This window comes from Pseudomonas soli (assembly GCF_021283165.2).
Classification (GTDB): domain Bacteria; phylum Pseudomonadota; class Gammaproteobacteria; order Pseudomonadales; family Pseudomonadaceae; genus Aquipseudomonas; species Aquipseudomonas soli.
In genome coordinates this window covers 690,636-716,555 of record NZ_CP128543.1, presented here as the reverse complement: position 1 = coordinate 716,555, position 25,920 = coordinate 690,636, and the positions used below count along the sequence as shown (strand labels likewise).

Below are 25,920 nucleotides of genomic sequence, written 5' to 3'. Positions count from 1 at the left end.
TTTGCGGATAATGCCGCAACGATAGCATATCGGCGGCGAACTCCAGAGTCAGACTTGCTCCAGCATCAGCCCCGAGACTCGCCTGACCTTGCGCTCCACCGCTTCCTCGAACACCCCGGCGCGCGGCTCGATCAGGCTGAAGCAATGCTTGGCGCGGGTGATGCCGGTGTACACCAGCTCCTTGGTCAGCACCGGGTTCAAGGCATCGGGCAGCACCAGCGCGGTATGGCTGAATTCCGAGCCCTGGGACTTGTGCACGGTCATGGCGAACACGGTTTCCACTTCGCTGAGCCGGCTGGGCAGGACGAAGCGCACCCCGCCGCTGCCATCGTTGCGCGGGAAGGCCACGCGCAGCAACGCCTCGCCCTGCTCGTCCGGCAGGCGCAGGGCAATGCCGATATCACCGTTCATCAGGCCGAGGCCGTAGTCATTGCGGGTGACCAGTACCGGGCGGCCCTCGTACCAGGGTTGCTGGCTATCGATCAGTCCGGCATTGTGCAGCACCCGGGCCACGCGTTCGTTCAGGCCTTCGACACCCCAGGCGCCCCTGCGCACGGCGCAAAGCAGCTGGAAGGCTTCGAAGCTCTGCAGTACCTCGGCGGCCCAACGCTCCCAGCGCGGATCGTCGCCCGGCGTGCCAGGCGGCGGGCGCAAGCGGCCGATGGTGCGCAGGTAGCCACGGTAACCCTGCGGCCCTTCGCCGCCCTGGCCAAGGCCGTCGAGCAACAGGCGATCGAAGCGCTTGTCGTGTTCGCCGCCCAGGGTCAGGCAATGAACGTCCGCAGGTCGGGTCGCCAGCAGCGCCCGCGCCTCCAGCGCCTGCTGGCGATTGACCAGGCGCGCCAATTGGCCGATGCCGCTGCCTTCGCCGAAACGCCGCGAATGACGCAGCATCACGATCTGCTGGGCCAGCGGATTGCGCTGCCCATCGCCCGGTTTCAGGCCAATGCCCGCCAGCGACTGCCCGCCCACCTGCTCAAGCCAGGCCAGGGTCTGGGGCCAGTAGCAGCCTTCCTCGGCGTCGCGACACAGGTCGCCCAGCACCGCCCCGGCTTCCACCGAGGCCAGTTGGTCCTTGTCGCCCAGCAGCACCAGCCGGGCGGTGGACGGCAGGGCATCGAGCAGGTTGGCCATCATCTCCAGGTCGATCATCGAGGCTTCATCGATCACCAGCACGTCCAGCGGCAACGGGTTGCCGGCATGATGGCGGAAATGCCGAGAGCCTGGGCGGCTGCCCAGCAGGCGGTGCACGGTGCTGACCTCGGTGGGGATCTGCGCCCGTACCTCAACGTCCACCTGCAGGCGCTCGACCTGCTGGCCGATGGACTCGGTCAGGCGCGCCGCGGCCTTGCCGGTCGGTGCCGCCAGGCGGATACGCAGCGGTCGGCCTTGCTCGACCGCCGGCCCCTGCAACAACGCCAGCAGGCGCACCACGGTGGTGGTCTTGCCGGTGCCGGGGCCGCCGGTGATCACACTGAAACCCGCTCGGGTGGCCAGGGCGCATGCCAGCTTCTGCCAGTCCACCTCGCCGGCCGCCGAGCCGCCGTCGAACAGCTGCGCCAGGCGCTGGGCCAGATCGGCGGGCTGAGGCTGACGGCGTGCCAGGCGCTCATGCAGGGCGCCGTCGATCCGCCGCTCGTAAGCCCAGTAGCGGCGCAGGTACAAACGCTCGGCGCTGAGCACCAGTGGCCGGGCGCGCTGTTCGACGCTATCGCCCGCCGCGACCAGCGAGCTCTCGGCGATCCGTTGCAGCCAAGTACCCAGGTCAAGGCTGGCCAGCAGTTGCGAAGGCAGCAGCAGCGGCCCGGCCAGGGCATCGCCTTCCGGAGGCAGCGACAGGGCGAAGTCTGGTTCCGCGAGAGTCTGGCGCAGGTCCAGACAGACATGCCCATGCCCCAGCTGGTGGCTGGCCAGCGCCGCGGCCAGCAGCACCAACGGGTCACTGCCTGGCGCCCGTTCCTCGAGAAAACTCACGAAGGCCCGATCCAGGGCACGCAACCACCCGCGCTCGACCCAGCGATCGAGCAACGCCAGCAGGTCGTGGCTGGCGCTCAGCGGCGCCAGGGCGCTCAGATGCTCCGCCTGCAATGGCGTGGGCAGCAGGTCATCGAGGTTGCGGCTCATGGCGCGGCTCCGGCAAACAGGTCCTGTTGTTCAGGTTCTTGCTCACCCCGGAACATCGCGTCGAGCTGCTCGATCAGCGCCCGGGGTGGCCGCGCATGATACAGCCCGTGGCCTGCCGACGTGACGCCGCGCAGGAAGATGAACACCGCGCCACCGACATGCCGATCGTAGTCGTAGTCAGGCAGGCGGGCGCGCAACTGGCGATGCAGGGCCAGCAGGTAGAGCACGTACTGCAGGTCGTAGCGATGTTCGAGGATCGCCTGCTCCATTGCCAGGGCGCCATAGGCTTCGGCATCGGGGCCAAGCCAGTTGGACTTGTAGTCGGCCACGTAGTAGCGCCCATCGAGCTCGAACGCCAGGTCGATGAAGCCCTTGAACATGCCATTGAGCAAGGTCGGCTGCGCGGCCGGGCGCGCCGCGCCGGCATGGGTATGGCGCGCCACCTGGTAGTCGAGGCGCAGGGCGTCGACCTGGTGGCTGGCGAACCAGAACTCCATTTCGATCTGGTAGTGGTTCAGTTGCGCCAGGGTAAGGGTGGCCCCCTGCAGCGGCATGGGTTGCAGCAGCAATTGCTGCAGCCACTGCGTCAGCGTGGGGATCCAGCCGGTCCAGTCGCGTCGATTGCAGCGCCGCCCCACGGTGCGCTCGATCACCTCGGCCTGGCTGCTGATCTCGGCGAAACCTTCGCGACCCGCCCATTCGAGCAGGCCATGGAGGAAGGTCCCCGGGTTCGGCCCACGGGGGAAGCGGTGGATATCGCCCGCCTCGGCCGGGACCTCGCGCAGCAGCTGGCTGTCCAGCACCTCGTCGTCCAGCAGTTGCTGGGCCTGGGAGCTGTCGGCGATCAGCGTCTGGTCGCCCACCCGCAGGGCACTGTAGGAGGCAATCCACCAGTGTTCCGCGGCGGCGCGCCGTGGCTTGCGCGGCGGCAGGAGTTCGCGCTGGCTGTCCGGCGTGCGATAGCTCTGTGTCTGTACTTCGGGCAGCGCCCCCCGGCTGATGGCCGGGTTGCTCGCTGCCAGTGCCTGGAGCCACTCGCCCAGCTGGCTGGAGGCAGGCAATGGCAGCCCGCCGCCGAGCAGGTAACCCAGTGCCGAACGGTGCAGTTGCGAGCTGCGCTGGGTGCCGCGCTTGAGGTCGGCGACGCCCAGCCAGCAGGCGTATTGGGCGCGGGTCAGGGCGACGTAGAGCAGGCGCAGGTCCTCGGCCAGGCGCTCGTCGTCGGCGCGCTCGATCTGCTCGGCATTCGGCGTCAGAGTCAGGTGCGCCACGCCTTGCTCATCGTGCCAGCCCAGGGGCAGACGCTGGCCATCCACCGGTTTGCTGGTGCAGATGAACGGCAGGTACACCAGCGGGTATTCCAGGCCCTTGGACTTGTGGATGGTCACCACCTTGACCAGTTGTTCGTCGCTTTCCAGGCGCAGGATCTGCTCCTCGCCCGCTTGCCCGGCGTTGGCCAGGTGCTCGGTGAGGTGGCGGATCAGCGCTTGCTCGCCATCCAGTTCGCCCGCCGCCTGCTGCAACAGCTCGGCCAGGTGCAGCAGGTTGGTCAGCACGCGTTCGCCGTCACTGCGGCCCATCAACGCGCGGGGCAGCTGGAAGTCATGCAGCAGGCGGCGCAGCATCGGCAGCACGCCCTGGCGTTGCCAGATGTCGCGGTAGCGGCGAAAACGCATCACCCAGCCCTCCCAGACCCGTTCGTCCTGGTTCAGGCGCTCCAGTTCGACCAGCGGCAGGTCGAGGGTCAGGCTGGCCAGGGCGGCCTTGAGCAGGCGCTCCGAGTCCGGTTCGGCGCAGGCCTTGAGCCAGGCCAGCAGGTCGTGGGCTTCCTGGGCGGCGAACACCGAGTCCTTGTCCGACAGGTACACGCTGCGCACATCGCGGGCGGCCAGCTCGGCGCGGATCAGCTGGGCCTCGCGGCCGTCGCGCACCAGGATGGCGATATCGGAGGGCAGGCAGGGGCGCAGCTTGCCAGCGGCGTCGGCGAAACCACTGATGCCTTGCTGCCCGCCATTGAGCAGCTCGACGATATGGCTCGCGCAACTGGCCGCCAGCTGCTGGCGATACAAGGTACTGGATACCGGCTCATCGCTATCCAGCTGCCAGCAACAGAGGGCCGCGCTCGGTTGCCCGGCCACCAGCAATTGCTCGCCACGGCCCTTGGCGCGTACTTCGACGAAGGGCAGCGGGTTGTCGCCATGGGCCCGGAACAGGAATGCCCCACGGCCCTCGGCACGCTCCTCGGCCTGGAGGAATACCCGGTTCACCGCCGCGACCATGGCTTGGCTCGAGCGGTAGTTGGTGTCCAGGCTGTGCAGGCGCCCGGCGGTGGCGCGGCGCGCGGCCAGGTAAGTGAAGATGTCGGCGCCGCGGAAGGCGTAGATCGCCTGCTTGGGGTCGCCGATCATGAACAGGCCGGTGTCCGGATTGTTCTCGCTGATACGGTAGATACGTTCAAAGATGCCGTACTGAACGGGGTCGGTGTCCTGGAACTCGTCGATCAACGCGACCGGGAACTGCTCGCGGATCAACGCGGCCAGGCGCTCGCCGGCATCGCTGCCCAGGGCATGCTCAAGGCGCAGCAGCATGTCGTCGAAGCCCATTTCGGCGCGTCGACGCTTCTCCACCTCGAAGCGCGCCGAAACCCAGGCGGCGGCATGCTCCAGCAGGCGCGCATCGGGGCTGGCCAGCCCCTGCAACTGTTCACGCAGGGCCGCCATGGCGTGCAGCGCCGGGTGCTGCGGTGGCTCGCCGGCCTTCCACGCCTCGGCCATGCCCGCCGGGGTCAGCCGGGTAAAACCGGTCCCCAGGTCCAGCTCCATGGCCTGCTCATCACCGGCCCAGGCGCGCAGCTTGTCGAACCAGGGCTCGAAGTAGCGTGCCTGCAACTTGCGCCCATCCGCCTGCTTGGCCGCCACGGCATCGCGGCAGATCTGCTGCAGCTCGTCGGCCCAGGCGGCCCAAGGGGCCTTGAGCTGGGCCAGTTGCTCGGTGCGCTGGCGCAGGGTCGCCTCGATCAAGGCTTGCGGCTCCTGATCGTCCGTCTGGCCTCGGACGCGGCCGAACAATGGCCTGATCCTTGGCAACAAAGCATCGGGGCTGCCCCAGTTGCCGCGCACCCAGGCCAGCGACTCGCCACGCATGCCGTAGCAGAAGCGCCGCCAGTAGTCGCGCATGACCTGGCCCAGCAACTCGCTGTGATCGGTTTCCAGGCTCTGGGTGAACAGGCTGCCACTGTCGAACGCATGCTCACGCAACATGCGCTGGCACCAGCCGTGGATGGTCGATACCGCCGCTTCGTCCATCCATTGCACGGCGATTTCCAGGCGGTTGGCACAGCGTGGCCAGTGCGCCTGTGGATAATCCTCGCGCAACAGGTGCAGCAAGGGGTCGGCATCCTCGAGTTCGCCGCGGAAAAAGCGCGCCGCTTCAGCCAGGCGCGCACGGATACGCTCACGCAGTTCCTTGGTTGCCGCATCGGTGAAGGTCACCACCAGGATCTGCGGCGGCAGCAGCTCGCGGGCAAAGCCCTGCTCGCCGCCATGCCCAAGGATCAGGCGCAGGTACAGGGCCGAGATAGTGAAGGTCTTGCCGGTGCCGGCGCTGGCCTCGATCAGTTGGCTGCCGTGCAAAGGAAAGCTCAGCGCCAGGGGGCGGGCTTGGGTCATTGGGCGCTCTCCGGGTTGCCCAGGGTTTGCCAGGGCGCCGCGAACAAGGGGCGATACAGGGTTTCGCACCAACCCTCGAAGGTTTCATCGAGGGCCAGTGCGGCGAAGTCACGGTATTGACGGGCCAGGGCCAGGCTCTCGCTGCGCTCGCCAAAGCTGTTCTGGCCGTCACCTTCGTAGGCCCGGGCTGCTGCAGCCAGCGCCTTGTCCGGATCCTCCTGGGCCAGCCAGGCGAAGGCAGTCTTGGCCGCGACGGGCAAGGGCGCGTTCATTCCCGCCTGGCGTGCCACCAGCAACTCGCCCAGGCGCTGCCTCGCATCGGCCTGCGGCAGTGGTGCCAGCAGCAAGGTCAGGTCGCTGGCCACCAACGCGCTGTGCAGTGGATAGCCCGAGGCGCAGGCGGCAAGGTGCATGACCCAGGCCGGGATCAGGCGATGCCATTTCAGGCTGTTACGCCCGGCACTCAGGGTATTGGGCACGGTGGCGATGCTCAGCAGGCTTTGGTCTTCGCCCTGGTACACACGGCCGAGCCAGCCTTCCAGGCGCTGCGCGCCCTGTTCGAAGTGAATCGGCAGGGCACCCTCGACCAGCGTCGGCCAGCGCTGCAGCAACTGTCGATGGCGTTGCAGCAAGTCCGGCAGCGGCTGGATCAGCTCCGCCTGCAAGGCCTCACCGAACCCGGCCAACGGTAGCAGCCCGCAGGCCTGCAGCCTCCGGGCCTGAGCTTGCAGGGCTCGCTCGGCGTTGTCGGGGTCGGCCAGCGCGGCGCCAAGCAGGCTTTCACTCAGGCCATAGCGCTGCAGGGCATCGAGGACGAAGGGTTCTTCGTCCGGCGTCGGCGCTTCCAACGTTTCGAAGAACACTTTCAGGCGCTGGCTGAAGAAATGCCGTACCGGGTGGCGCAGGAAATCCTGAAGCTGCACCAGGTTCAGCGGTTCATCGCTGACGTAGGGCGACAGCCCGATAGCGGCGGTCGCTGCGCCGTCCTCGGCCTGATGCAAGGCCAGCCACTCATGGGCAAAGCTGAACAGCGGGCTGCCTTTCTGGAAATAGCGCTGGCTAAACGGCTGCAGCGGATGCTCCTGGGTCAACGCATGCAACAACTGCTGCCCAGCGTCATCGCGCAACCCGGCCTTGGCACCGGCGAGCTGCCAGCCGGCGGCCAGGTGATCGCGCAGTTGCCCGATCAGCACCGAGGCCGGACGCTCGCTGTTGTCGCGGATACTGCGCCCGACCCAGCTGACATAGAGCTGGTCACGTGCCGACAGCAAGGCTTCGAGCAACAGGTAACGGTCATCCTCCCGCCGGGAGCGGTCGCCCGGACGATAGTCGCTGGCCATCAGGTCGAAGTCCAGGGGCGGCTGGGCGCGTGGATAGTCACCATCGTTCATGCCCAGCAGGCAGACCACGCGGAACGGGATGGCGCGCATGGGCATCAGGGTGCAGAAGTTCACGGAACCGGCAAGGAAGCGTTGCGACAACTTGCCCTGGTCCAACCCCGACAGCCAGGCTTCGCGCACCACCGTTAGCGGCAGCAGGTCTTGCAGGCCCACCGCCTCGCAAGTCTCCAGCCAGGTGTCGCGCAGATCCTGCAGTTGCACCAGGAGCAGCTCGTCGTGTTCGTTCTCGGCCAGGAAGAAGATCTGCAGCAGGGCGTGCAGCCGGGCGCCCCAGTCTGGCGCCGAGGCCGGCTGGGTCAGGGCCTGGCAAGCGACCTCCAAGGCATCGAGCAAGGCCACCAGCGGCCCGATCAATGCGGCATCGAGGCCGCCAATCTCATCATAAGGCTCGATGCCGTCACAGCTTTCGCCTACCCCGACCGCGTACCCCAGCAACATCCGGCGCAGGCCGAATCGCCAGCTGTTCTGCTCCAGACCTTCCGGCAGCCCCAGGCTGGCGCGCTGTTCGGCACTCAACCCCCAGCGGATGCCCGCCCCTTCGATCCAGCGATGCAGCGTCGGCAGGTCGCCTTCCTGGATGGCGAAACGGGCGCGCACGGCCGGTACGTCCAGCAGGTCGAGCACTTCACTGACGGCAAAGCGGCTGTCGGGCAGCTTGAGCAGATGCTCCAGGGCAATGAGCAGTGGGTCGCGACCACGCTGGCCCTGGTCGGTCAGGGTGAAGGGGATAAAGCGCGGGTCGTTGCGATCGAGCTGGCCGAACACTGCACGGATGTGCGGCGCGTAGGTGTCGATGGCCGGCAGCATGACGATGACGTCGCGGGGGCGCAGCGTCGGGTCGGCGCTGAAGCGGGCGAGTAACTGGTCGTGGAGGATCTCGACTTCGCGCTGCGGGCTATGGGCCAGGTGGAAGCGCACGGAGCGGTCCTTGGCCGGATCGACTGCTGGCCATTGCGTACGCGTCTCGGCCAAAGGCCGCAGCTCGAGGATATCGTCCTGCAGCTGGTTGAGCAGGGTCTCGGGTTGGGCGTCACTGAACAGGTCGATACGGCCTTCGCTGAAGACATTCTGGTAGCTGCCTGGGTCGTCGTAGCTGTCGAGCAGGTTGATGTAGTCGCGCCCCTGCTTGCCCCAGGCCGCCAGCAGCGGATGAGCATGCTGATGCAGCAGTTCGTCGTCCAGCTGCAAAGGCATGCCCTGCTTGCGTTGCTGGCGTTTGTACTGGTGCCGCAGCAGGTCTTTGTCGGCGACGATATCGCCCCAGTGGTGACGACAGGGGTTGTGCACGCACAACAGGACCTGGCTGAAACGGGCAAGACCTGCCAAGGCTTCCAGGATCTGTGCGGGCAGCGACGAAATGCCAAACACGATCAACCGCGCCGGCAGCCCTGGGGGCGCCTGCTCCAGGCTGTTGATCCGCTCGATGAAGCGCTGGTGCACACCAGCTCGGCTCTGGGCCATGCCCTCCGCGCCCACGTCCTCGAGCAGGAGCCGCCACAGCTCGGCCTGCCAGCGATTGCCAGCAGCCAACGGCTTGCGCTCGCCACGGGCGGTATTGAGTACGTGGGCACCATCTGCCCAGTCCTTCAACCAGTCGGCGCGGTAGACCTGGTACTGGTCGAACAGGTCGGCGAGCCGTTCGGCCAGCTGGTAGCGCTTGCGCAGGTCGCTGTCGTCGGTGAGGAAGCGGCGCAGTGGTTCGAAGTGCGGGCGTTCGATCACTTCCGGGAGCAGGCGCATCAGGCGCCAGGTCAGGGGGGCCTTGTCGAGCAGCGAAACCTCGGGGATTTCATCACGGCCCAACACGCGGCGGTACAACTGCCACATGAAGCTGCCCGGGAGCTGCACATCGATGGCAGCGGCGATGCCGCAACCGCCCTGATCGTCGTCTTGCGGGTCCTCGGCCAGCGCCAGTTTCAGCCATTGGGCGATACCGTTGCTCTGTACCAGCGCAATCTCGTTCTCCAGCGGCGCCAGGGGGTAGCGGCGCATCACGCTCACCACCAGATTGCGCAGCTCGTCCAGGCGATTGCCCTGGACGATCATGAAACCTGGGTGGAGTGAGGTGGTCTGCGGCATAGGAGCTCTCGGGAATGCGGTTGATGCTGACGGGAAACCTTATCACGGAGACAGCAGGCGGGGGCTCGCGATGCTGCCCGGTCAGGCCATGAGTTTTCCGGGCACAAAGACAAAACCCCTACCTGCTCGCGCAGATAGGGGTTTTGCGAAATGAATCTTGACGATGACCTACTCTCACATGGGGAAACCCCACACTACCATCGGCGATGCATCGTTTCACTGCTGAGTTCGGGATGGGATCAGGTGGTTCCAATGCTCTATGGTCGTCAAGAAATTCGGTTGCCAGTACGTCCTTGCAGACATGCCAGCCAATTCGGATATGTGATCTTTGTGGTTCGTCGCGAACTTTCGGTTCGTTTCGTCTTCACCACCGCAATCTGCGTGAGCAAATTGCTTGGGTGTTATATGGTCAAGCCTCACGGGCAATTAGTATTGGTTAGCTCAACGCCTCACAGCGCTTACACACCCAACCTATCAACGTCGTAGTCTTCGACGGCCCTTCAGGGAGCTCAAGGCTCCAGTGAGATCTCATCTTGAGGCAAGTTTCCCGCTTAGATGCTTTCAGCGGTTATCTCTTCCGAACATAGCTACCCGGCAATGCCACTGGCGTGACAACCGGAACACCAGAGGTTCGTCCACTCCGGTCCTCTCGTACTAGGAGCAGCCCCTCTCAAATCTCAAACGTCCACGGCAGATAGGGACCGAACTGTCTCACGACGTTCTAAACCCAGCTCGCGTACCACTTTAAATGGCGAACAGCCATACCCTTGGGACCGGCTTCAGCCCCAGGATGTGATGAGCCGACATCGAGGTGCCAAACACCGCCGTCGATATGAACTCTTGGGCGGTATCAGCCTGTTATCCCCGGAGTACCTTTTATCCGTTGAGCGATGGCCCTTCCATACAGAACCACCGGATCACTAAGACCTACTTTCGTACCTGCTCGACGTGTGTGTCTCGCAGTCAAGCGCGCTTTTGCCTTTATACTCTACGACCGATTTCCGACCGGTCTGAGCGCACCTTCGTACTCCTCCGTTACTCTTTGGGAGGAGACCGCCCCAGTCAAACTACCCACCATACACTGTCCTCGATCCGGATAACGGACCTGAGTTAGAACCTCAAGGTTGCCAGGGTGGTATTTCAAGGATGGCTCCATGAGAACTGGCGTCCCCACTTCAAAGCCTCCCACCTATCCTACACAAGCAAGCTCAAAGTCCAGTGCAAAGCTATAGTAAAGGTTCACGGGGTCTTTCCGTCTAGCCGCGGATACACTGCATCTTCACAGCGATTTCAATTTCACTGAGTCTCGGGTGGAGACAGCGCCGCCATCGTTACGCCATTCGTGCAGGTCGGAACTTACCCGACAAGGAATTTCGCTACCTTAGGACCGTTATAGTTACGGCCGCCGTTTACCGGGGCTTCGATCAAGAGCTTCGCTTGCGCTAACCCCATCAATTAACCTTCCGGCACCGGGCAGGCGTCACACCCTATACGTCCACTTTCGTGTTTGCAGAGTGCTGTGTTTTTAATAAACAGTCGCAGCGGCCTGGTATCTTCGACCGGCGTGGGCTTACGCAGCAAGTGCTTCACCCTCACCGGCGCACCTTCTCCCGAAGTTACGGTGCCATTTTGCCTAGTTCCTTCACCCGAGTTCTCTCAAGCGCCTTGGTATTCTCTACCTAACCACCTGTGTCGGTTTGGGGTACGGTTCCCAGTTATCTGAAGCTTAGGAGCTTTTCTTGGAAGCATGGCATCAACCACTTCGCGCTCTAATGAGCACTCGTCATCAGCTCTCGGCCTTGAGATCCCGGATTTGCCTAAGATCTCAGCCTACCACCTTAAACTTGGACAACCAACGCCAAGCTGGCCTAGCCTTCTCCGTCCCTCCATCGCAATAACTGGAAGTACAGGAATATTAACCTGTTTTCCATCGACTACGCTTTTCAGCCTCGCCTTAGGGACCGACTAACCCTGCGTCGATTAACGTTGCGCAGGAAACCTTGGTCTTTCGGCGTGCGAGTTTTTCACTCGCATTGTCGTTACTCATGTCAGCATTCGCACTTCTGATACCTCCAGCAAGCTTCTCAACTCACCTTCACAGGCTTACAGAACGCTCCTCTACCGCATCACCTAAAGGTGATACCCGTAGCTTCGGTGCATGGTTTGAGCCCCGTTACATCTTCCGCGCAGGCCGACTCGACTAGTGAGCTATTACGCTTTCTTTAAAGGGTGGCTGCTTCTAAGCCAACCTCCTAGCTGTCTAAGCCTTCCCACATCGTTTCCCACTTAACCATGACTTTGGGACCTTAGCTGACGGTCTGGGTTGTTTCCCTTTTCACGACGGACGTTAGCACCCGCCGTGTGTCTCCCATGCTCGGCACTTGTAGGTATTCGGAGTTTGCATCGGTTTGGTAAGTCGGGATGACCCCCTAGCCGAAACAGTGCTCTACCCCCTACAGTGATACATGAGGCGCTACCTAAATAGCTTTCGAGGAGAACCAGCTATCTCCGAGCTTGATTAGCCTTTCACTCCGATCCACAGGTCATCCGCTAACTTTTCAACGGTAGTCGGTTCGGTCCTCCAGTCAGTGTTACCTAACCTTCAACCTGCCCATGGATAGATCGCCCGGTTTCGGGTCTATACCCAGCGACTAAAGCGCCCTATTAAGACTCGCTTTCGCTACGCCTCCCCTATTCGGTTAAGCTCGCCACTGAATATAAGTCGCTGACCCATTATACAAAAGGTACGCAGTCACCTAACAAAGTAGGCTCCCACTGCTTGTACGCATACGGTTTCAGGTTCTATTTCACTCCCCTCTCCGGGGTTCTTTTCGCCTTTCCCTCACGGTACTGGTTCACTATCGGTCAGTCAGTAGTATTTAGCCTTGGAGGATGGTCCCCCCATGTTCAGACAAAGTTTCTCGTGCTCCGTCCTACTCGATTTCACTGGCAAGAGATTTTCGTGTACGGGGCTATCACCCACTATGGCCGCACTTTCCAGAGCGTTCCACTAATCTCAAACCAGCTTAAGGGCTGGTCCCCGTTCGCTCGCCACTACTAAGGGAATCTCGGTTGATTTCTTTTCCTCAGGGTACTTAGATGTTTCAGTTCCCCTGGTTCGCCTCTTGCACCTATGTATTCAGTACAAGATAACCAGCTTGTGCTGGCTGGGTTCCCCCATTCAGAGATCTCTGGATCACAGTCTGTTTGCCGACTCCCCAAAGCTTATCGCAGGCTACCACGTCTTTCATCGCCTCTGACTGCCAAGGCATCCACCGTATGCGCTTCTTCACTTGACCATATAACCCCAAGCAATCTGGTTATACTGTGAAGACGACATTCGCCGAAAATTCGCACGTCGCTCTTTCGAGCAGAACTCACAAATTTTACCTTAGCCTGATCCACCAGCAGTGAAACTGGTGTTCAGTCTATTTCTATCACATATCCGAATTTTTAAAGAACGATCTGACAAAAGTCAGAAATCAACATTCATCACCGAATGTTCATTTCTAAGTTCTGAGCAGTGCTGCGAAACCTGAAAGAGTGGTGGAGCCAAGCGGGATCGAACCGCTGACCTCCTGCGTGCAAGGCAGGCGCTCTCCCAGCTGAGCTATGGCCCCATTTGACCAGCCGCACCAAGTAATTGGTAGGTCTGGGCAGATTTGAACTGCCGACCTCACCCTTATCAGGGGTGCGCTCTAACCAACTGAGCTACAGACCTATAACAGGGTCGCGTTACAGCATCGTCTTTACACAATGAATCAAGCAATTCGTGTGGGAGCTCATCAGCAGGCTGATGTCTTCGATTAAGGAGGTGATCCAGCCGCAGGTTCCCCTACGGCTACCTTGTTACGACTTCACCCCAGTCATGAATCACACCGTGGTAACCGTCCTCCCGAAGGTTAGACTAGCTACTTCTGGTGCAACCCACTCCCATGGTGTGACGGGCGGTGTGTACAAGGCCCGGGAACGTATTCACCGCAACATTCTGATTTGCGATTACTAGCGATTCCGACTTCACGCAGTCGAGTTGCAGACTGCGATCCGGACTACGATCGGTTTTGTGAGATTAGCTCCACCTCGCGGCTTGGCAACCCTCTGTACCGACCATTGTAGCACGTGTGTAGCCCAGGCCGTAAGGGCCATGATGACTTGACGTCATCCCCACCTTCCTCCGGTTTGTCACCGGCAGTCTCCTTAGAGTGCCCACCATAACGTGCTGGTAACTAAGGACAAGGGTTGCGCTCGTTACGGGACTTAACCCAACATCTCACGACACGAGCTGACGACAGCCATGCAGCACCTGTGTCAGAGTTCCCGAAGGCACCAATCCATCTCTGGAAAGTTCTCTGCATGTCAAGGCCTGGTAAGGTTCTTCGCGTTGCTTCGAATTAAACCACATGCTCCACCGCTTGTGCGGGCCCCCGTCAATTCATTTGAGTTTTAACCTTGCGGCCGTACTCCCCAGGCGGTCAACTTAATGCGTTAGCTGCGCCACTAAAATCTCAAGGATTCCAACGGCTAGTTGACATCGTTTACGGCGTGGACTACCAGGGTATCTAATCCTGTTTGCTCCCCACGCTTTCGCACCTCAGTGTCAGTATCAGTCCAGGTGGTCGCCTTCGCCACTGGTGTTCCTTCCTATATCTACGCATTTCACCGCTACACAGGAAATTCCACCACCCTCTACCATACTCTAGCTCGCCAGTTTTGGATGCAGTTCCCAGGTTGAGCCCGGGGCTTTCACATCCAACTTAACGAACCACCTACGCGCGCTTTACGCCCAGTAATTCCGATTAACGCTTGCACCCTCTGTATTACCGCGGCTGCTGGCACAGAGTTAGCCGGTGCTTATTCTGTCGGTAACGTCAAAATTGCACGGTATTAGCGTACAACCCTTCCTCCCAACTTAAAGTGCTTTACAATCCGAAGACCTTCTTCACACACGCGGCATGGCTGGATCAGGCTTTCGCCCATTGTCCAATATTCCCCACTGCTGCCTCCCGTAGGAGTCTGGACCGTGTCTCAGTTCCAGTGTGACTGATCATCCTCTCAGACCAGTTACGGATCGTCGCCTAGGTGAGCCATTACCTCACCTACTAGCTAATCCGACCTAGGCTCATCTGATAGCGCAAGGCCCGAAGGTCCCCTGCTTTCTCCCGTAGGACGTATGCGGTATTAGCGTTCCTTTCGAAACGTTGTCCCCCACTACCAGGCAGATTCCTAGGCATTACTCACCCGTCCGCCGCTGAATCAAGGAGCAAGCTCCCGTCATCCGCTCGACTTGCATGTGTTAGGCCTGCCGCCAGCGTTCAATCTGAGCCATGATCAAACTCTTCAGTTCAATACTGCTTGGGTTTTTAAGAAACCCTAAACTTGGCTCAGCAATCTCAAATGACTATGTGATTTCTCGCATGGCCACTTGTGATGCTGATAATCTTGGCGACTATCAGTCCATACTCACAAGCACCCACACGAATTGCTTGATTCAATTTGTTAAAGAGCGTTTGGTTAAGAGCTTTTCGCCTCAACCGAGGCGCGCATTCTACGCTTTCCTCATCGGCTGTCAAGCGTTTATTTCGAAGTATTTTGCGAGAAACCCGTTCAACTTCAAACACTTGACTCGCTGCGATCTCTCGTAGCGGGAGGCGAATCATACAGCGTTACAACCTGCTGTCAACTGCCTTTTCCACCGCTGCCGATCTGACGATCGAAGCACTTCCGCAACCTCTCCAAACAATCAACTCATTGATATTCAAGGAGTTTTTCGTTCCGATGTCGCTGGAAGTGGGGCGCATTATAAGGGGATCTGAAACCCCGTCAACCGTTAATTTCATATATTTGCAATGTCCGGTTCAGGCTGATGAAGAGCCTGCCCGATCGGCAAGGGCTTGTTCAGCAGTACCCCCACCAGCAGCGCAAAGATCAGCGCCGCGACACCGGCACTGCACAGCACCGCCTCGAAGCCGCCGATGAGCGCCTGGCGCGCAAGTGGTGCCGCCACCTCTCTCAGCCTTGGGTCGAGCAACGCCAACGCGGCCTGCAGATCCCCCGCCGCCACCCGTATGGCCATCTCCCCCGCCGCCCCCAACGCCTCGGGTGCATGAATCGCCAGAGCATCGCGCAGCAGTTGCCCACTGCGCGCCGCAAGGATGCCGCCGAGAATGCCTATGGCAAGGACGATGGCCCCAAAGCGCGTGGTGGTGCTCAGCCCCGAAGCCATACCAGTGCGCTCACGCGGTACGCAGGCCATGATGTTTTTTTGCGTATCGCCATTGAGCAGCCCGGCTCCGGCGCCCAGCACGACACTGGCCAGGGCGAACGCGGCATAGCTACCCTGGCCGGTGGCCCAGGCGCAGGCCAGGTTGCCCACCCCGACCAGGACCAACCCCAATGCGAATACCTGGGCCGGCGACAGGCGCGCAGCCATGCGCATGCCCAGCCGAGGCGTGAGCAGCATGGCCACGGCGAACGGCAGCATGCCCGCGCCCGCAGCCAAGGCCGACAGCTGCAAACCGCCCTGCAGGTACAAAGGCAGCAAAGTCATCATCACCTGCGCACAGGCGGCATAGGCGAACATCCCCAGCAAGGCACCGATGAAGCGCCCGCTGCGCATCAGGCCGAGGTCGACCATCGGCCGCGCCTGGCTGCGCTCGACCATCACGAACAGGCCAAGCAGGAACGCGGCGATCAGCAGACGCCCCAACGTGGGGGCGCTGTCCCAACCGACCCGATTGGCGTCGATCAAGGCCCAGATCAGGTAGCCCAGGCCACCGGCGAAAGTCAGGCTGCCCAGTGGATCGAACCGCGCCGCCGAACCGTCGCGGGACTCCTCGATGCTGCGTACGACCATGAACGCCAGCACGATCACCAGCGGCAGGTTGATATAGAAGATCCAGCGCCAGCCCAAGGTACTGGCGATCAGCCCACCGAGCAGCGGCGCGAAGGTGATGGTCGCGCCCATGCAGGCGCCCCAGAAGGCCCAGGCCCGCATGCGTTCCTGCGGCGCATGGAAACGGTGGCCGATGGCGGCCAGCGCGGCAGTCAGCAACAACGCGGCACCGATGCCTTTGGCTGCGCGGGCCAGATCAAGGAACAACAGGCTCGGCGCGGCGCCGCATGCCAGCGAGGCAGCGCCGAACAGCGCCAGGCCGAGCAGCAGCATGCTCCGCCTGCCGAAGCGGTCGGCCAGGCTGCCAGCGGGTAGCAGGCAGGCAGCGAACGCCAGCAAGTACGCACTGACCACCCATTCGATGTCGCTGAACGAGCCGGACAGATCGCGGGCAATGCTGGGCAGGCTGACCGCGACGATGTTGGTGTCGAGGATGATCACGGCGCACACCGCCGAGGCAGTGAACAGGGTGAAGCGTGGTGAGGCGGCTGCAGGCATGGCAAGGCTCCATTATAGAGAGCAGGCAGGTCGTCGCCGCTTTACCGCCACGACGCCAGCCTTGTAGTGTTGCCTCAACCATAACGCCGCAGGGCGCCCGGCTTGTTAGCCAGCACGTCCCGCGTCATTAGCGCCTGGCTAACGAGGCCCCATGGAGATACGTCACTTCCGCTACTTCCTTGCCGTCGCCCGCCACGGCCACTTCACCCGCGCTGCCGAGCAACTGGGCATCGCCCCGCCGACCCTGAGCCGGCAGATCCAGGACATGGAGCGTGAGCTGGGCGTGCGGCTGTTCGAACGCAGCCAGCGCGAGGTAAGCCTCACCGCCGCCGGCCAGGCCTTGCTCACCGAGGCCGAACAGGCAGTGCAGCAGTTCGACGCCGCGCAGTTGGGTGCGCAGCGTGCCGGTCGCGGCGACAGTGGGCGGATCGAGCTCGGCTACGTTGCCTCGGCGGCTTACTCCGGTACCCTGCAGCAACAGGTCAGTCGGTTTGCCCAGGCCTGTCCCGGCATACAGCTGAACATTCGCGAAGTGCCCATGCTCGATCTCCCCTCGCTTGTCGAGGAGGGCCAACTCGACCTCGCCTACTTGCGCTCGCCGATGGAGCTGTCGCAGACCCTGAACGCCATCGCCCTGCATCAGGAAGGTTTCGTCCTGGCGCTACCGGCCAGCTCGCGCCTCAACGAACTGAAGACCATCCCGGCCTCACGCCTGGTCGACGAAACCTTCATCTTGCCCGAGCAGATTTCCGGCACCCTGGCAATTGCCAGCCAGGGCAGTTTCACCCCGCGCCTGGGGCCGCAACCGGGCAGCCTGGTGGCGGTGCTCACCCTGGTGTCACTGGACCAGGGCGTGGCCGTGGTACCGGCGTCGGTGGTCCAGCGCATCAGTTTGCCCCAGGTCAACTACCGGCCCATCGCCGACGCCCAGGCAAGTTCATGGCTGAGCCTGGTGCACCGCCGCTTCGAAAAGTCGCCCGCGGTGCTGCGCTATATAGAAGGAGTGCGCCAAGGTGCCGAATGATCACCTACGTGCCGGCTATCGGGCACTGCTGGTGTTGCTCGCCTGCCTGGCCTGGCCCGCGTGGGCCGGCGACACCATGCAGACGGTGACGCTGGGCAAGCCTGTGCCCTACCCTTTCTTCACCTATGCCAATGCCAGGCTCGACACCCGCCTGCCAGTCCAACATGCAGTGATCGTGCTCCATGGCGTGCACCGTGATGCCGACCACTACTATCGCAGCGGCCTGACCCTGCTCGGCAATGCGGGACTCACCCAGGACGACACACTGCTGCTGGCCCCCCGCTTCTTCAGCGAAGACGATCCCCAGGCAACGCCCACTCCGCCCTTGTGGGTGAAAAGCCAATGGTTGCAGGGCCACGAGTCCGTGGCCGGACGTTCCGGCATCTCGGCATTTGCCGTGCTCGACGACCTTCTCGCCTACCTTGCCGATCGTCATCGATTTCCACACCTTGAAGACATCACCTTGATCGGCCATTCCGCCGGTGGCCAACTGTTGCAGCGCTACACGCTGCTCGGCACCGGCGACCAGGCGCTGCGAGCCCTTGGCATCCATGTGCGCTACATTGTCGCCAGCCCCTCCACCTATCTGTACCTGGATGCCAACCGCCCCCTTGGCGAAGGCTTCGACCCTTTACCTGCCGCGCAGTGCGCCGACTACGACCGTTACCGCTATGGCCTGCCAGGCGCACCGGACTACTTCGTCACGCAGCATCTCGATGCCCGCCAGGTGCTGGGCCGCTACGCCGCACGCGACGTGACCTACCTGGTCGGCGAGCGCGACCGCCACCCCCACAGCCGGATCATGGACCGCAGCTGTGCAGCCCAGGCCCAGGGCAGTGACCGGGTCGAGCGGCAACTCAACTACCTGCGCTACGAGGCTTTCCTGGCCCAGCGCTGGTCGATTGCGCTCGCGCATCGTCAGTACGTACTGCCCGGAGTCGGCCATGACCCCGCCCGCCTGCTGAGCGATCCAGGCGTTGCCCAGCTGCTTTTCCCCGGCCACTGACATTCCACCACGCCGCGCAGTACACTCGGGCCCTCCCCCTTTCGGAGACGTCCAAGGTGCATCACGCAGGAAGCGATGAACATCCACCGGCACGTGCCCGAGCTGGCGCGGTCATCTGGCTTACCGGACTCTCAGGTGCGGGAAAGTCGACACTGGCCCAGGCCCTGGCCCGAGAGCTCCATGAGCTGGGACATGGCTGCTACGTGCTCGACGGTGATGTACTGCGCACAGGGCTGAATGCCGACTTGGGTTTCTCGCCCGAGGATCGCCACGAAAACATCCGCCGCACAGCCGAGGTGGCGGCGCTGTTTGCCGATGCCGGGCTGATCTGCATTGCCGCGTTGATCTCGCCCTATCGCGCCGGACGCGCCACCGCGCGCCAGGCCTGCAAGGCGGGCTTCCACGAAGTGCACGTCAAGGCTGATCTGGCCACTTGCGAGGCCCGCGACCCCAAGGGCCTGTATCGCCGCGCCCGAGCGGGAGAGCTGCCGGCCTTCACCGGGATCGATGCGCCCTACGAAGTGCCGGAGCGACCGGAGCTGGTGGTGGAGACGGCAAAAGTGCCGCTGGCGATAGCCACGGCGCAACTGCTGGCGTACGTACAGCAGCGGGTACTGCACCAAGCGCAGTAGGCGCGGGCTGACCCCGCGCCTGCTGGTTGCGCTCAACTGCCCGGGGCGATATCGCCACGCTGCCAGCGTGCCTCGTTGTTGCCCAGGGCCTGGGCAATGTCGGCGAGCTCGCCGGACGGCAGGGTCTGCGGCAGCGGGTCGAGCCCGGCGCTGGCGAACACCTGGCCATAGCTGTTGCGCAGTTCGGCATAGGCCAAGTCGCGGCGCAGGTCGGCCTGCAGCGCATTCAGTTCCCCCTGGATCAGCTCCAGCTCGCCAATGCCCTGCGCCTGGTGGCGATTGCGCAGTTGCTCGACGATCTGCTGGTCAAGGGCGACCAGTTGCTGGCTGGTGGCGAACTGGCGGCGAGCTTCGTTGTAATTGGCATTGGCCACGTAGAGCTGGGCCAGGATGGCCATCGACATCGCCTGGCGACGCGCCTCGACCACCTGCTCGCCGGCCTTGGCCACATCGATGGACGCCGGCCCCGATAGCACGTTGAACAGGTTCCAGGTGACCTTGACGCCATAATCGGCCCAGTGCTGGTTGGTCAGGAAGCTGTTGCTGTCGTAGTGCCCGCCCGCCGAGAACTCCAGCCCCGGCAGCATGCGCAGCATCGACTTGCGTACCTCGGCGGCGCTGATGCGGGCCTGGTAGTCCTGCTCGCGCAATTCGGGGCGCGTGGCCAGGGCCTGCTGCTCCAGCGCTTCGAGGCCTACCTTGAGCTCCGGTACACTGTAGTCATCGGTGGCGGCGAGGGTCAGCTCGCTACCCGGCGGCAGGTTGATCAGCGCCCCCAGTTCAGTCTTGGCCAGCGACAGCGCGCGACGCTGTTCCTCCAACTGGCGGGTGGCCTCGATCAACGAGCGCTGGTAGTTGAGCGCCTGGATCGGGTCGCCGATGCGCTGGTCACCCATGCGCTGGCTGTTGTCCCGGGCCTGCTCGACCCGCACCATCAGCGCGTCGATCTGCTTGAGCAGGCGCTCGGCGGCGACCGCACGCCAGTAGGCCGAGCGCACGTCCTGGATGATGGTCTGCACCACCTTGCGCCGGCGTTCCTGGACGATCAGGCGCTGATCGCCCTGTTGCTTGGCGCTGACATAGCTGACACCGAAGTCGAGCACGTTCCACACCATGGTCAGGTCGGCCACGTCGCGGTCGCGGTCCTGGGAGGTCGATGGCTCCAGGGACTGGGTATTGGTCAGTACGCTCTGGCTGCTGGATGCGCTGACGTTGCTGCGCCCGGCGTAACCGGCAGACAGGGCCATGCGCGGCAGCATGTCGAAGGTGGCCAGGTCGACCTGGCGCTGGGCCAGGGCTTCCTCCATGATCTTGAGGCGTGCCTCCAGGTTGTACTTGACCGCACGGGCCATGGCCTGGTGCAGGGTCAGCGGCCCGTGCAAGGCCTCCTGGCCCTTGAACATGCTGGCAAGGTCAGCCCGCGCCCGCTGCTCGCTGACGCTGCGGTCGATGGGCTGGGTCTTGACCGCGCACCCTGTTACCGCCAGTGCCAGTACGCTTACCGCAAAAATCCTCGATGCTCTGCTCATCCCTGTCCGCCCCCTTGGTACGGCACTGCTTTTCTTCTAATTGGATTGCTCGCGTGCGCAGGCTCAGGCCTGCGGCACGGGTACCTCGACCTGGCCCAACGCCTGCGCCAGTTGCCTGGCCTGGTGTTGTTCCCCCTCCCGGAAGGCCTGCAACTGCTGCCCGAGGGTCGGTGCCCCGGTCAGGCCCTTGCCCGCCCCCGCCTCTGCCCCCTGGCGGAATGGCTTGCCACCGCTCAGTTCATACTGGCCACCGTCATCCGGCAGCGTCTTGTCGAAGATGTTGGCCAGGCTGCTGGCCCCGAAGACATTGGCGTCACCGCCACCAAAGCCGAGGAAACCGGCCCCCGAACCGTTGCCGATAGCGCTGTCGGCGTGCTGGCCGGCGAATACCTGGGACAGGTAGCTGGGCGCCAGCGCACCGTTCTGGATGAACAGATTGCCCAAGGTCGGCAGACCGCCGCCCACTGTCGGCACTTCGAACAACGGCTGTGGCAGCAGCGGCGACTGGAACGGTGCCGTTGCCGGCAACGGTGCGATCACCACTGGCGTGCCTGGGCTGGCCTGGCCCGGGCGCGCCGGTGGATAAGCGCGGAATTCCGGATCACCGTCGGTAGACTGCAATGTCACGCGTTGGCCGGCGAAGCCGCCGACCAGGTCGTTGCCTGCACCATCGCGAATGCCGGTGCCACTGGCCTTGAGCCCAAGGGCCAGGCCACCACTACCCGCTACCCCTGCGACATTGACCTGCCAGGTATGACCGTCGAGGCGTACCAGCGACTGCAGCGTGCCGCTGGCGTTGCCGCTGGTCAGCAGTTCGAAGTCGCCCAAGTCCACACCGCTGACATCCTCGCTGAAGGTCACGGTAAAGGACTGGCTGCCCGGCGTCGGCGACGGATTCGCCACGATCGAGACCACGCTGGGTAGCGTGCCGTCGACGATGACTCCATGGGTATCGCCAATATTGTTCAGCCCCGGTGTCAGTTGGTTGCCGGCCGCATCGTGCAGACTCGCGCCATTGGCCGACAGGCCGAGCACCTGGATGCCGTCGGCATCGTTGTCGCCGGCCTGGATCTGGTACTGGAACACCAGCGTCGGCGTGCCTGAACCGGCCACGAAATCGGCGTAAACCGTGCGCCCGCCGACATCCAGGGCAAGCCGCGGCACACCGTCGACCAGCACCGCTTCGCTGGTGTTGACCACGAAGGTGAGCACATCGCCCGTGTTATAGGGGACGCCGACCGGCACGCCGACACTGCTCACCGTGGGGGCGTCGCGGTCGATGTTGTATGTGGCGCCGGTCAGGCCACCGACCAGTGCGTTACCGGCCACATCAGTGATACCCGTGGCACTGCCATTGAGGTTCAGGCCCAGGGTGCCGGTGCCGTGCACGCCACTGACGGTGATCACATAGACTCCCCCGCCCAGCGCTTGCAGGCCGCTGAGCGCACCGCCGGCCGAGCCGGTGCCGACCAGGCTGAAATCGCTGAGGTCGACGCCATTGACCTGCTCGTTGAAGGTCACGGTGAAGCGCACGCTCTGGGCGTTGCTCGGCGACGGGTCGAGGGTGACGATGCCGACCGCGCTCGGCGCCTGGGTATCGACCAACACCTGGTGGGTATCGGCCACGCCATTCAGGGTCAGGTCCATGGCGTTGCCCGCGGCGTCGACAAGGGTCGCGCCATTGGCGGCAAGGCCAGTCACGGTGATGCCGTCAGCGTCGTTGTCACCGGCCTGGACGACGTACTGGAACACCAGGGTCGAGGTGCCGGCGCCCGCCACCAGTTCGGCAAACACCGCGTGCCCGCCGATATCCAGAGCCAGGCGCGGCGCCCCCGTGACCTGGACCGCTTCGCTGGTGTTGACCACGAACACCAGCGAGTCGCCGGCGTTGTAGGAAACCCCCGCCGGGCCACCGACGCTGGTCACGCTGGGAACGCGGGTATCGATGACATAGTTGTTGGAGTCGGTACTGCCCACCCCGGCGTTGCCGGAAGACACCCCGACCACACCGCTGTTGTCCAGGGTGATCAGGTTACTGGTGTCCTCAACCTGACTGCCAGGTGTCAGGGTCGCGGTCCAGGTGATGCCGCCGTCGCTGCTGCTCAACCCGCTGAGGGTGCCGTTGGCCACCGTCAGGTCGGCCAGGGTGAAGCCACTGACCGCCTCGCTGAAGGTGATCGTCACCAGGCTCGACTCGCCCGTGCGCAGGGCCGTGTCGGCAACCACGACAGTGGCGGTGGGGACGACGGTGTTGACCGTGTAGTTGGCCGATGAGGTAGTGCCGACTCCGCTGTTGCCGGCCAGGTCGGTGTAGCCGGTGTTGTTCAGTACGATCAGGTTGGTGCCGTCCTGCACACCGGTGCTTGGCGTGAAGATGGCGGTCCAGGTGATACCGCCGTCGGCGCTGGAGAGCGCGCTCAAGGTGCCGTTGGCCACGGTCAGGTCGGCGTTGCTGAAGCCGGTTACCGCCTCGCTGAACGTGATGGTCACCAACGAGGTTTCACCGACACGCAGATCGCTGTCGGCCATGACGATGGTGGCGGTCGGGCGCTGGCTGTCGATGGCGTAGTTGTTCGAGTCGGTGCTGCCGGAACCGGCGTTGCCAGCGGTGTCCGTCACCCCGCTGTTGTCCAGGGTGATCAGGTTGGAGGTGTCGGTAATGCCGGCGGTCGGCGTCAGGGTCGCAGTCCAGGTGATACCGCCGTCGTTGCTGCTCAGTCCGCTCAGGGTGCCGTTGGCCACGGTCAGGTCGGCGGTGGTGAAGCCGCTAACCGCCTCGCTGAAGGTGATGGTCACCAGCGACGTCTCGCCAATCGCGAGGCTGCTGTCGGCCACCACGATGGTTGCGGTCGGGCGTTGGGTGTCGATGGCGTAGTTGTTCGAGTCGGTGGTGCCGGAGCCGGCGTTACCGCTGCTCGTCCCGACCACGCCACTGTTATCTAGGGTGATCAGGTTGCTCGCATCCTGGATATTGCTGGTTGGCGTGAAGGTGGCGGTCCAGGTGATGCCGCCGTCGGCGCTGGACACCGCGCTCAGGGTGCCATTGGCCACCGTCAGGTCGGCATTGGTGAAACCGCTCACCGCCTCGCTGAACGTGATGGTCACCAGCGAGGTTTCACCGATACGCAGCGCCGCATCGCTTACCACCACAGTGGCCGTGGGTTGCAAGGTGCTGACGCCGTAGTTGTTGGAGTTGGTGGTACCGCTGCCGGCGTTGCCGGCCAGGTCGGCCACCCCGCTGTTGCTCAGGGCGATCACGTTGGTGGCGTCCTGCACGTTCACCGAAGGGGTGAAGGTCGCCGTCCAGGTGATGCCGCCGTCACTGCTGGAAAGCCCGCTCAAGTTGCCATTCGGCGCCGTCAGATCGGCCAGGGTGAAGCCAGTGACCGCCTCGCTGAAGGTAATGGTCACCGTGGTGGTCTCGCCGACGGTGAGATTGTTGTCGGCGACCACGATGGTGGCCGTCGGCCGCTGGGTGTCGATGGTGTAGTTGTTCGAGTCGGTGCTGCCGCTACCGGCGTTGCCGGCCAGGTCGGCCACCCCGCTGTTATCCAGGGTGATGAGGTTGCTGGTGTCGGTGATATTGCTCGACGGGGTGAAGGTGGCCGTCCAGGTGATCCCGCCGTCGCTGCTGGACACCGCGCTCAAGTTGCCGTTGGCCACGGTCACGTCGGCATTGCTGAAGCCAACTACTGCCTCGCTGAAGGTGAAGGTCACCAGCGACGTCTGGCCGATGGCCAGGGTGGGGTTGGCCACCACGATGGTCGCGGTCGGGCGCACGGTGTCGATGGCATAGTTGTTCGAGTTGGTGGTGCCGCTGCCGGCGTTGCCGGCGGCATCGCTCACCCCGGTGTTGTCCAGGGTGATGAGGTTGGTCGCGTCGCTGATGGCGCTGCTCGGAGTGAACGTCGCGGTCCAGGTGATCCCGCCGTCGCTGCTGGAGACAGCGCTCAGGGTGCCGTTGGCCACCGTCAGGTCGGCATTGGTGAAACCGGTCACGGCCTCGCTGAAGGTGATGGTCACCTGCGACGTTTCACCGATGCTCAGGCTGCTGTCGGCCACCACGATGGTCGCCGTCGGGCGCTGGGTGTCGATGGCATAGTTGTTCGAGTTGGTGGTGCCGCTGCCGGCGTTGCCAGCGGCATCGCTCACCCCGGTGTTGTCCAGGGTAATGAGGTTGGTCGCGTCGCTGATGGCGCTGTTCGGGGTTAGCGTCGCGGTCCAGGTGATCCCGCCATCACTGCTGGACACGGCGCTCAGGGTGCCGTTGGCCACCGTCAGGTCAGCATTGGTGAAGCCGGTCACGGCCTCGCTGAACGTGATGGTCACCTGCGACGTTTCACCGATGCTCAGGTTGCTGTCGGCCACCACGATGGTCGCCGTCGGGCGCTGGGTGTCGATGCTGTAGTTGGCCGAACTGGTGGTGCCAGCACCAGCGTTGCCGGCCAGGTCGGTGACGCCGGCGTTGTTCAGGGTGATGACGTTGCTGGCGCTGGTGATGTTGCTGGTCGGGGTGAAGGTGGCGGTCCAGGTCTTGCCGCCATCGCTGCTGGCCACCGCGCTCAGGGTGCCGTTGGTCACCGTCAGGTCGGCATTGGTGAAGCCGCTCACCACCTCGCTGAAGGTGATGGTCACCGTCGCCGTCTCACCCACTTTCAGGGCCGTGTCGCTGAGGCTGATGGTGGCGGTTGGCGGAACCGTCTCGTGTATGGCCACCGTGACCGACGCCGCGCTGGAAGTGGCACCGTCGCCATCGTTGATGGTGACCGACAGGGTACGGGTGGCCTGGCCGATGCTGTTGGCGGCATTGCTGTTGTCGTAGGTGAGGTTGCGCACCACCGCCTGGACCGCCGCCGCCGTGGCATTGCCGTTGAATGTCAGCACCAGGTTTGCGCCCCCCGTGCCTCCGGTGTAGGTGCCGATGGCCACGCCGCCGTAGCTGACCGTGTTGCCGCTGACGCCGATCTGCCCGACGCCATTGCCCTGGTTGCGAATGCCCAGCACATCTTCGCCGGCTACGCCGTTGGCGCTCACCGCCACGGTCAGGTTGCCGCCGGAGAAGTCGGCC

At 63.4% G+C, this 25,920-nt stretch carries 8 protein-coding genes, 2 tRNA genes, 3 rRNA genes and 2 pseudogenes; 3 read left to right on the top strand and 12 right to left on the bottom strand.

Annotation, left to right across the window (positions count from 1 at the left end):
* Positions 1–48 precede the first annotated feature (48 nt).
* From recD to LU688_RS03145, 9 genes are all read right to left on the bottom strand, one after another.
* Positions 49–2,124 (bottom strand): exodeoxyribonuclease V subunit alpha, encoded by a 2,076-nt coding sequence (gene recD / locus LU688_RS03185; protein ID WP_094010346.1) that lies wholly within the window; start codon positions 2,122–2,124, stop codon positions 49–51.
* Positions 2,121–5,792 (bottom strand): exodeoxyribonuclease V subunit beta, encoded by a 3,672-nt coding sequence (recB, locus tag LU688_RS03180; protein WP_094010347.1) that lies wholly within the window; start codon positions 5,790–5,792, stop codon positions 2,121–2,123. The genes recD and recB overlap by 4 nt, the downstream gene beginning before the upstream one ends.
* Positions 5,789–9,271, bottom strand: a complete 3,483-nt coding sequence (gene recC / locus LU688_RS03175; protein WP_160290878.1) for an exodeoxyribonuclease V subunit gamma — start codon at positions 9,269–9,271, stop codon at positions 5,789–5,791. Before recC ends, recB begins: the two co-directional genes overlap by 4 nt.
* A 155-nt stretch (positions 9,272–9,426) precedes the next feature.
* Positions 9,427–9,542, bottom strand: a 5S ribosomal RNA gene (gene rrf / locus LU688_RS03170).
* Between the two features lie 134 nt (positions 9,543–9,676).
* Positions 9,677–12,570: ribosomal RNA gene (locus tag LU688_RS03165) — 23S ribosomal RNA — on the bottom strand.
* 245 nt (positions 12,571–12,815) lie between these two features.
* A tRNA-Ala gene (locus tag LU688_RS03160) sits at positions 12,816–12,891 on the bottom strand.
* Between the two features lie 24 nt (positions 12,892–12,915).
* Positions 12,916–12,992 (bottom strand) — tRNA-Ile (locus tag LU688_RS03155).
* 86 nt (positions 12,993–13,078) lie between these two features.
* Positions 13,079–14,615: ribosomal RNA gene (locus LU688_RS03150) — 16S ribosomal RNA — on the bottom strand.
* Together the 16S, 23S and 5S rRNA genes with 2 tRNA genes alongside form the textbook arrangement of a ribosomal RNA operon.
* 489 nt (positions 14,616–15,104) lie before the next feature.
* Entirely contained in the window at positions 15,105–16,661 is a 1,557-nt protein-coding gene (locus tag LU688_RS03145; protein ID WP_232888220.1) for an MFS transporter, read from the bottom strand.
* A 151-nt stretch (positions 16,662–16,812) separates the two neighbouring features.
* Here LU688_RS03145 and LU688_RS03140 point away from each other — a divergent pair, with 151 nt between their 5' ends.
* From LU688_RS03140 to cysC, 3 genes are read left to right on the top strand one after another with little or no spacing between them, the layout of a single operon-like run.
* Complete coding sequence (locus tag LU688_RS03140) at positions 16,813–17,685, top strand: LysR family transcriptional regulator (protein ID WP_038707308.1); 873 nt, start codon at positions 16,813–16,815, stop codon at positions 17,683–17,685.
* Entirely contained in the window at positions 17,675–18,691 is a 1,017-nt protein-coding gene (locus tag LU688_RS03135) for a hypothetical protein (RefSeq protein WP_232888219.1), read from the top strand. The genes LU688_RS03140 and LU688_RS03135 overlap by 11 nt, the downstream gene beginning before the upstream one ends.
* Positions 18,692–18,747: 56 nt before the next feature.
* Positions 18,748–19,323 carry an adenylyl-sulfate kinase gene (cysC, locus tag LU688_RS03130; RefSeq protein WP_023631771.1) on the top strand — a complete coding sequence of 192 codons (576 nt, stop codon included), beginning with the start codon at positions 18,748–18,750 and terminating at the stop codon, positions 19,321–19,323.
* 32 nt (positions 19,324–19,355) lie between these two features.
* Here the strand turns inward: cysC and LU688_RS03125 are convergent, their stop codons facing one another.
* The 3 genes and pseudogenes from LU688_RS03125 to LU688_RS27835 all read right to left on the bottom strand — a co-directional run.
* A complete protein-coding gene (locus LU688_RS03125; protein WP_038707307.1) occupies positions 19,356–20,852 on the bottom strand; it encodes a TolC family protein in 1,497 nt (498 codons plus the stop codon).
* 63 nt (positions 20,853–20,915) lie between these two features.
* Positions 20,916–22,391: pseudogene (locus tag LU688_RS27840) on the bottom strand (Ig-like domain-containing protein); the annotation flags it as partial.
* A gap of 303 nt (positions 22,392–22,694) precedes the next feature.
* A pseudogene (locus LU688_RS27835) lies at positions 22,695–25,544 on the bottom strand (beta strand repeat-containing protein); the annotation flags it as partial.
* Positions 25,545–25,920 lie beyond the last annotated feature (376 nt).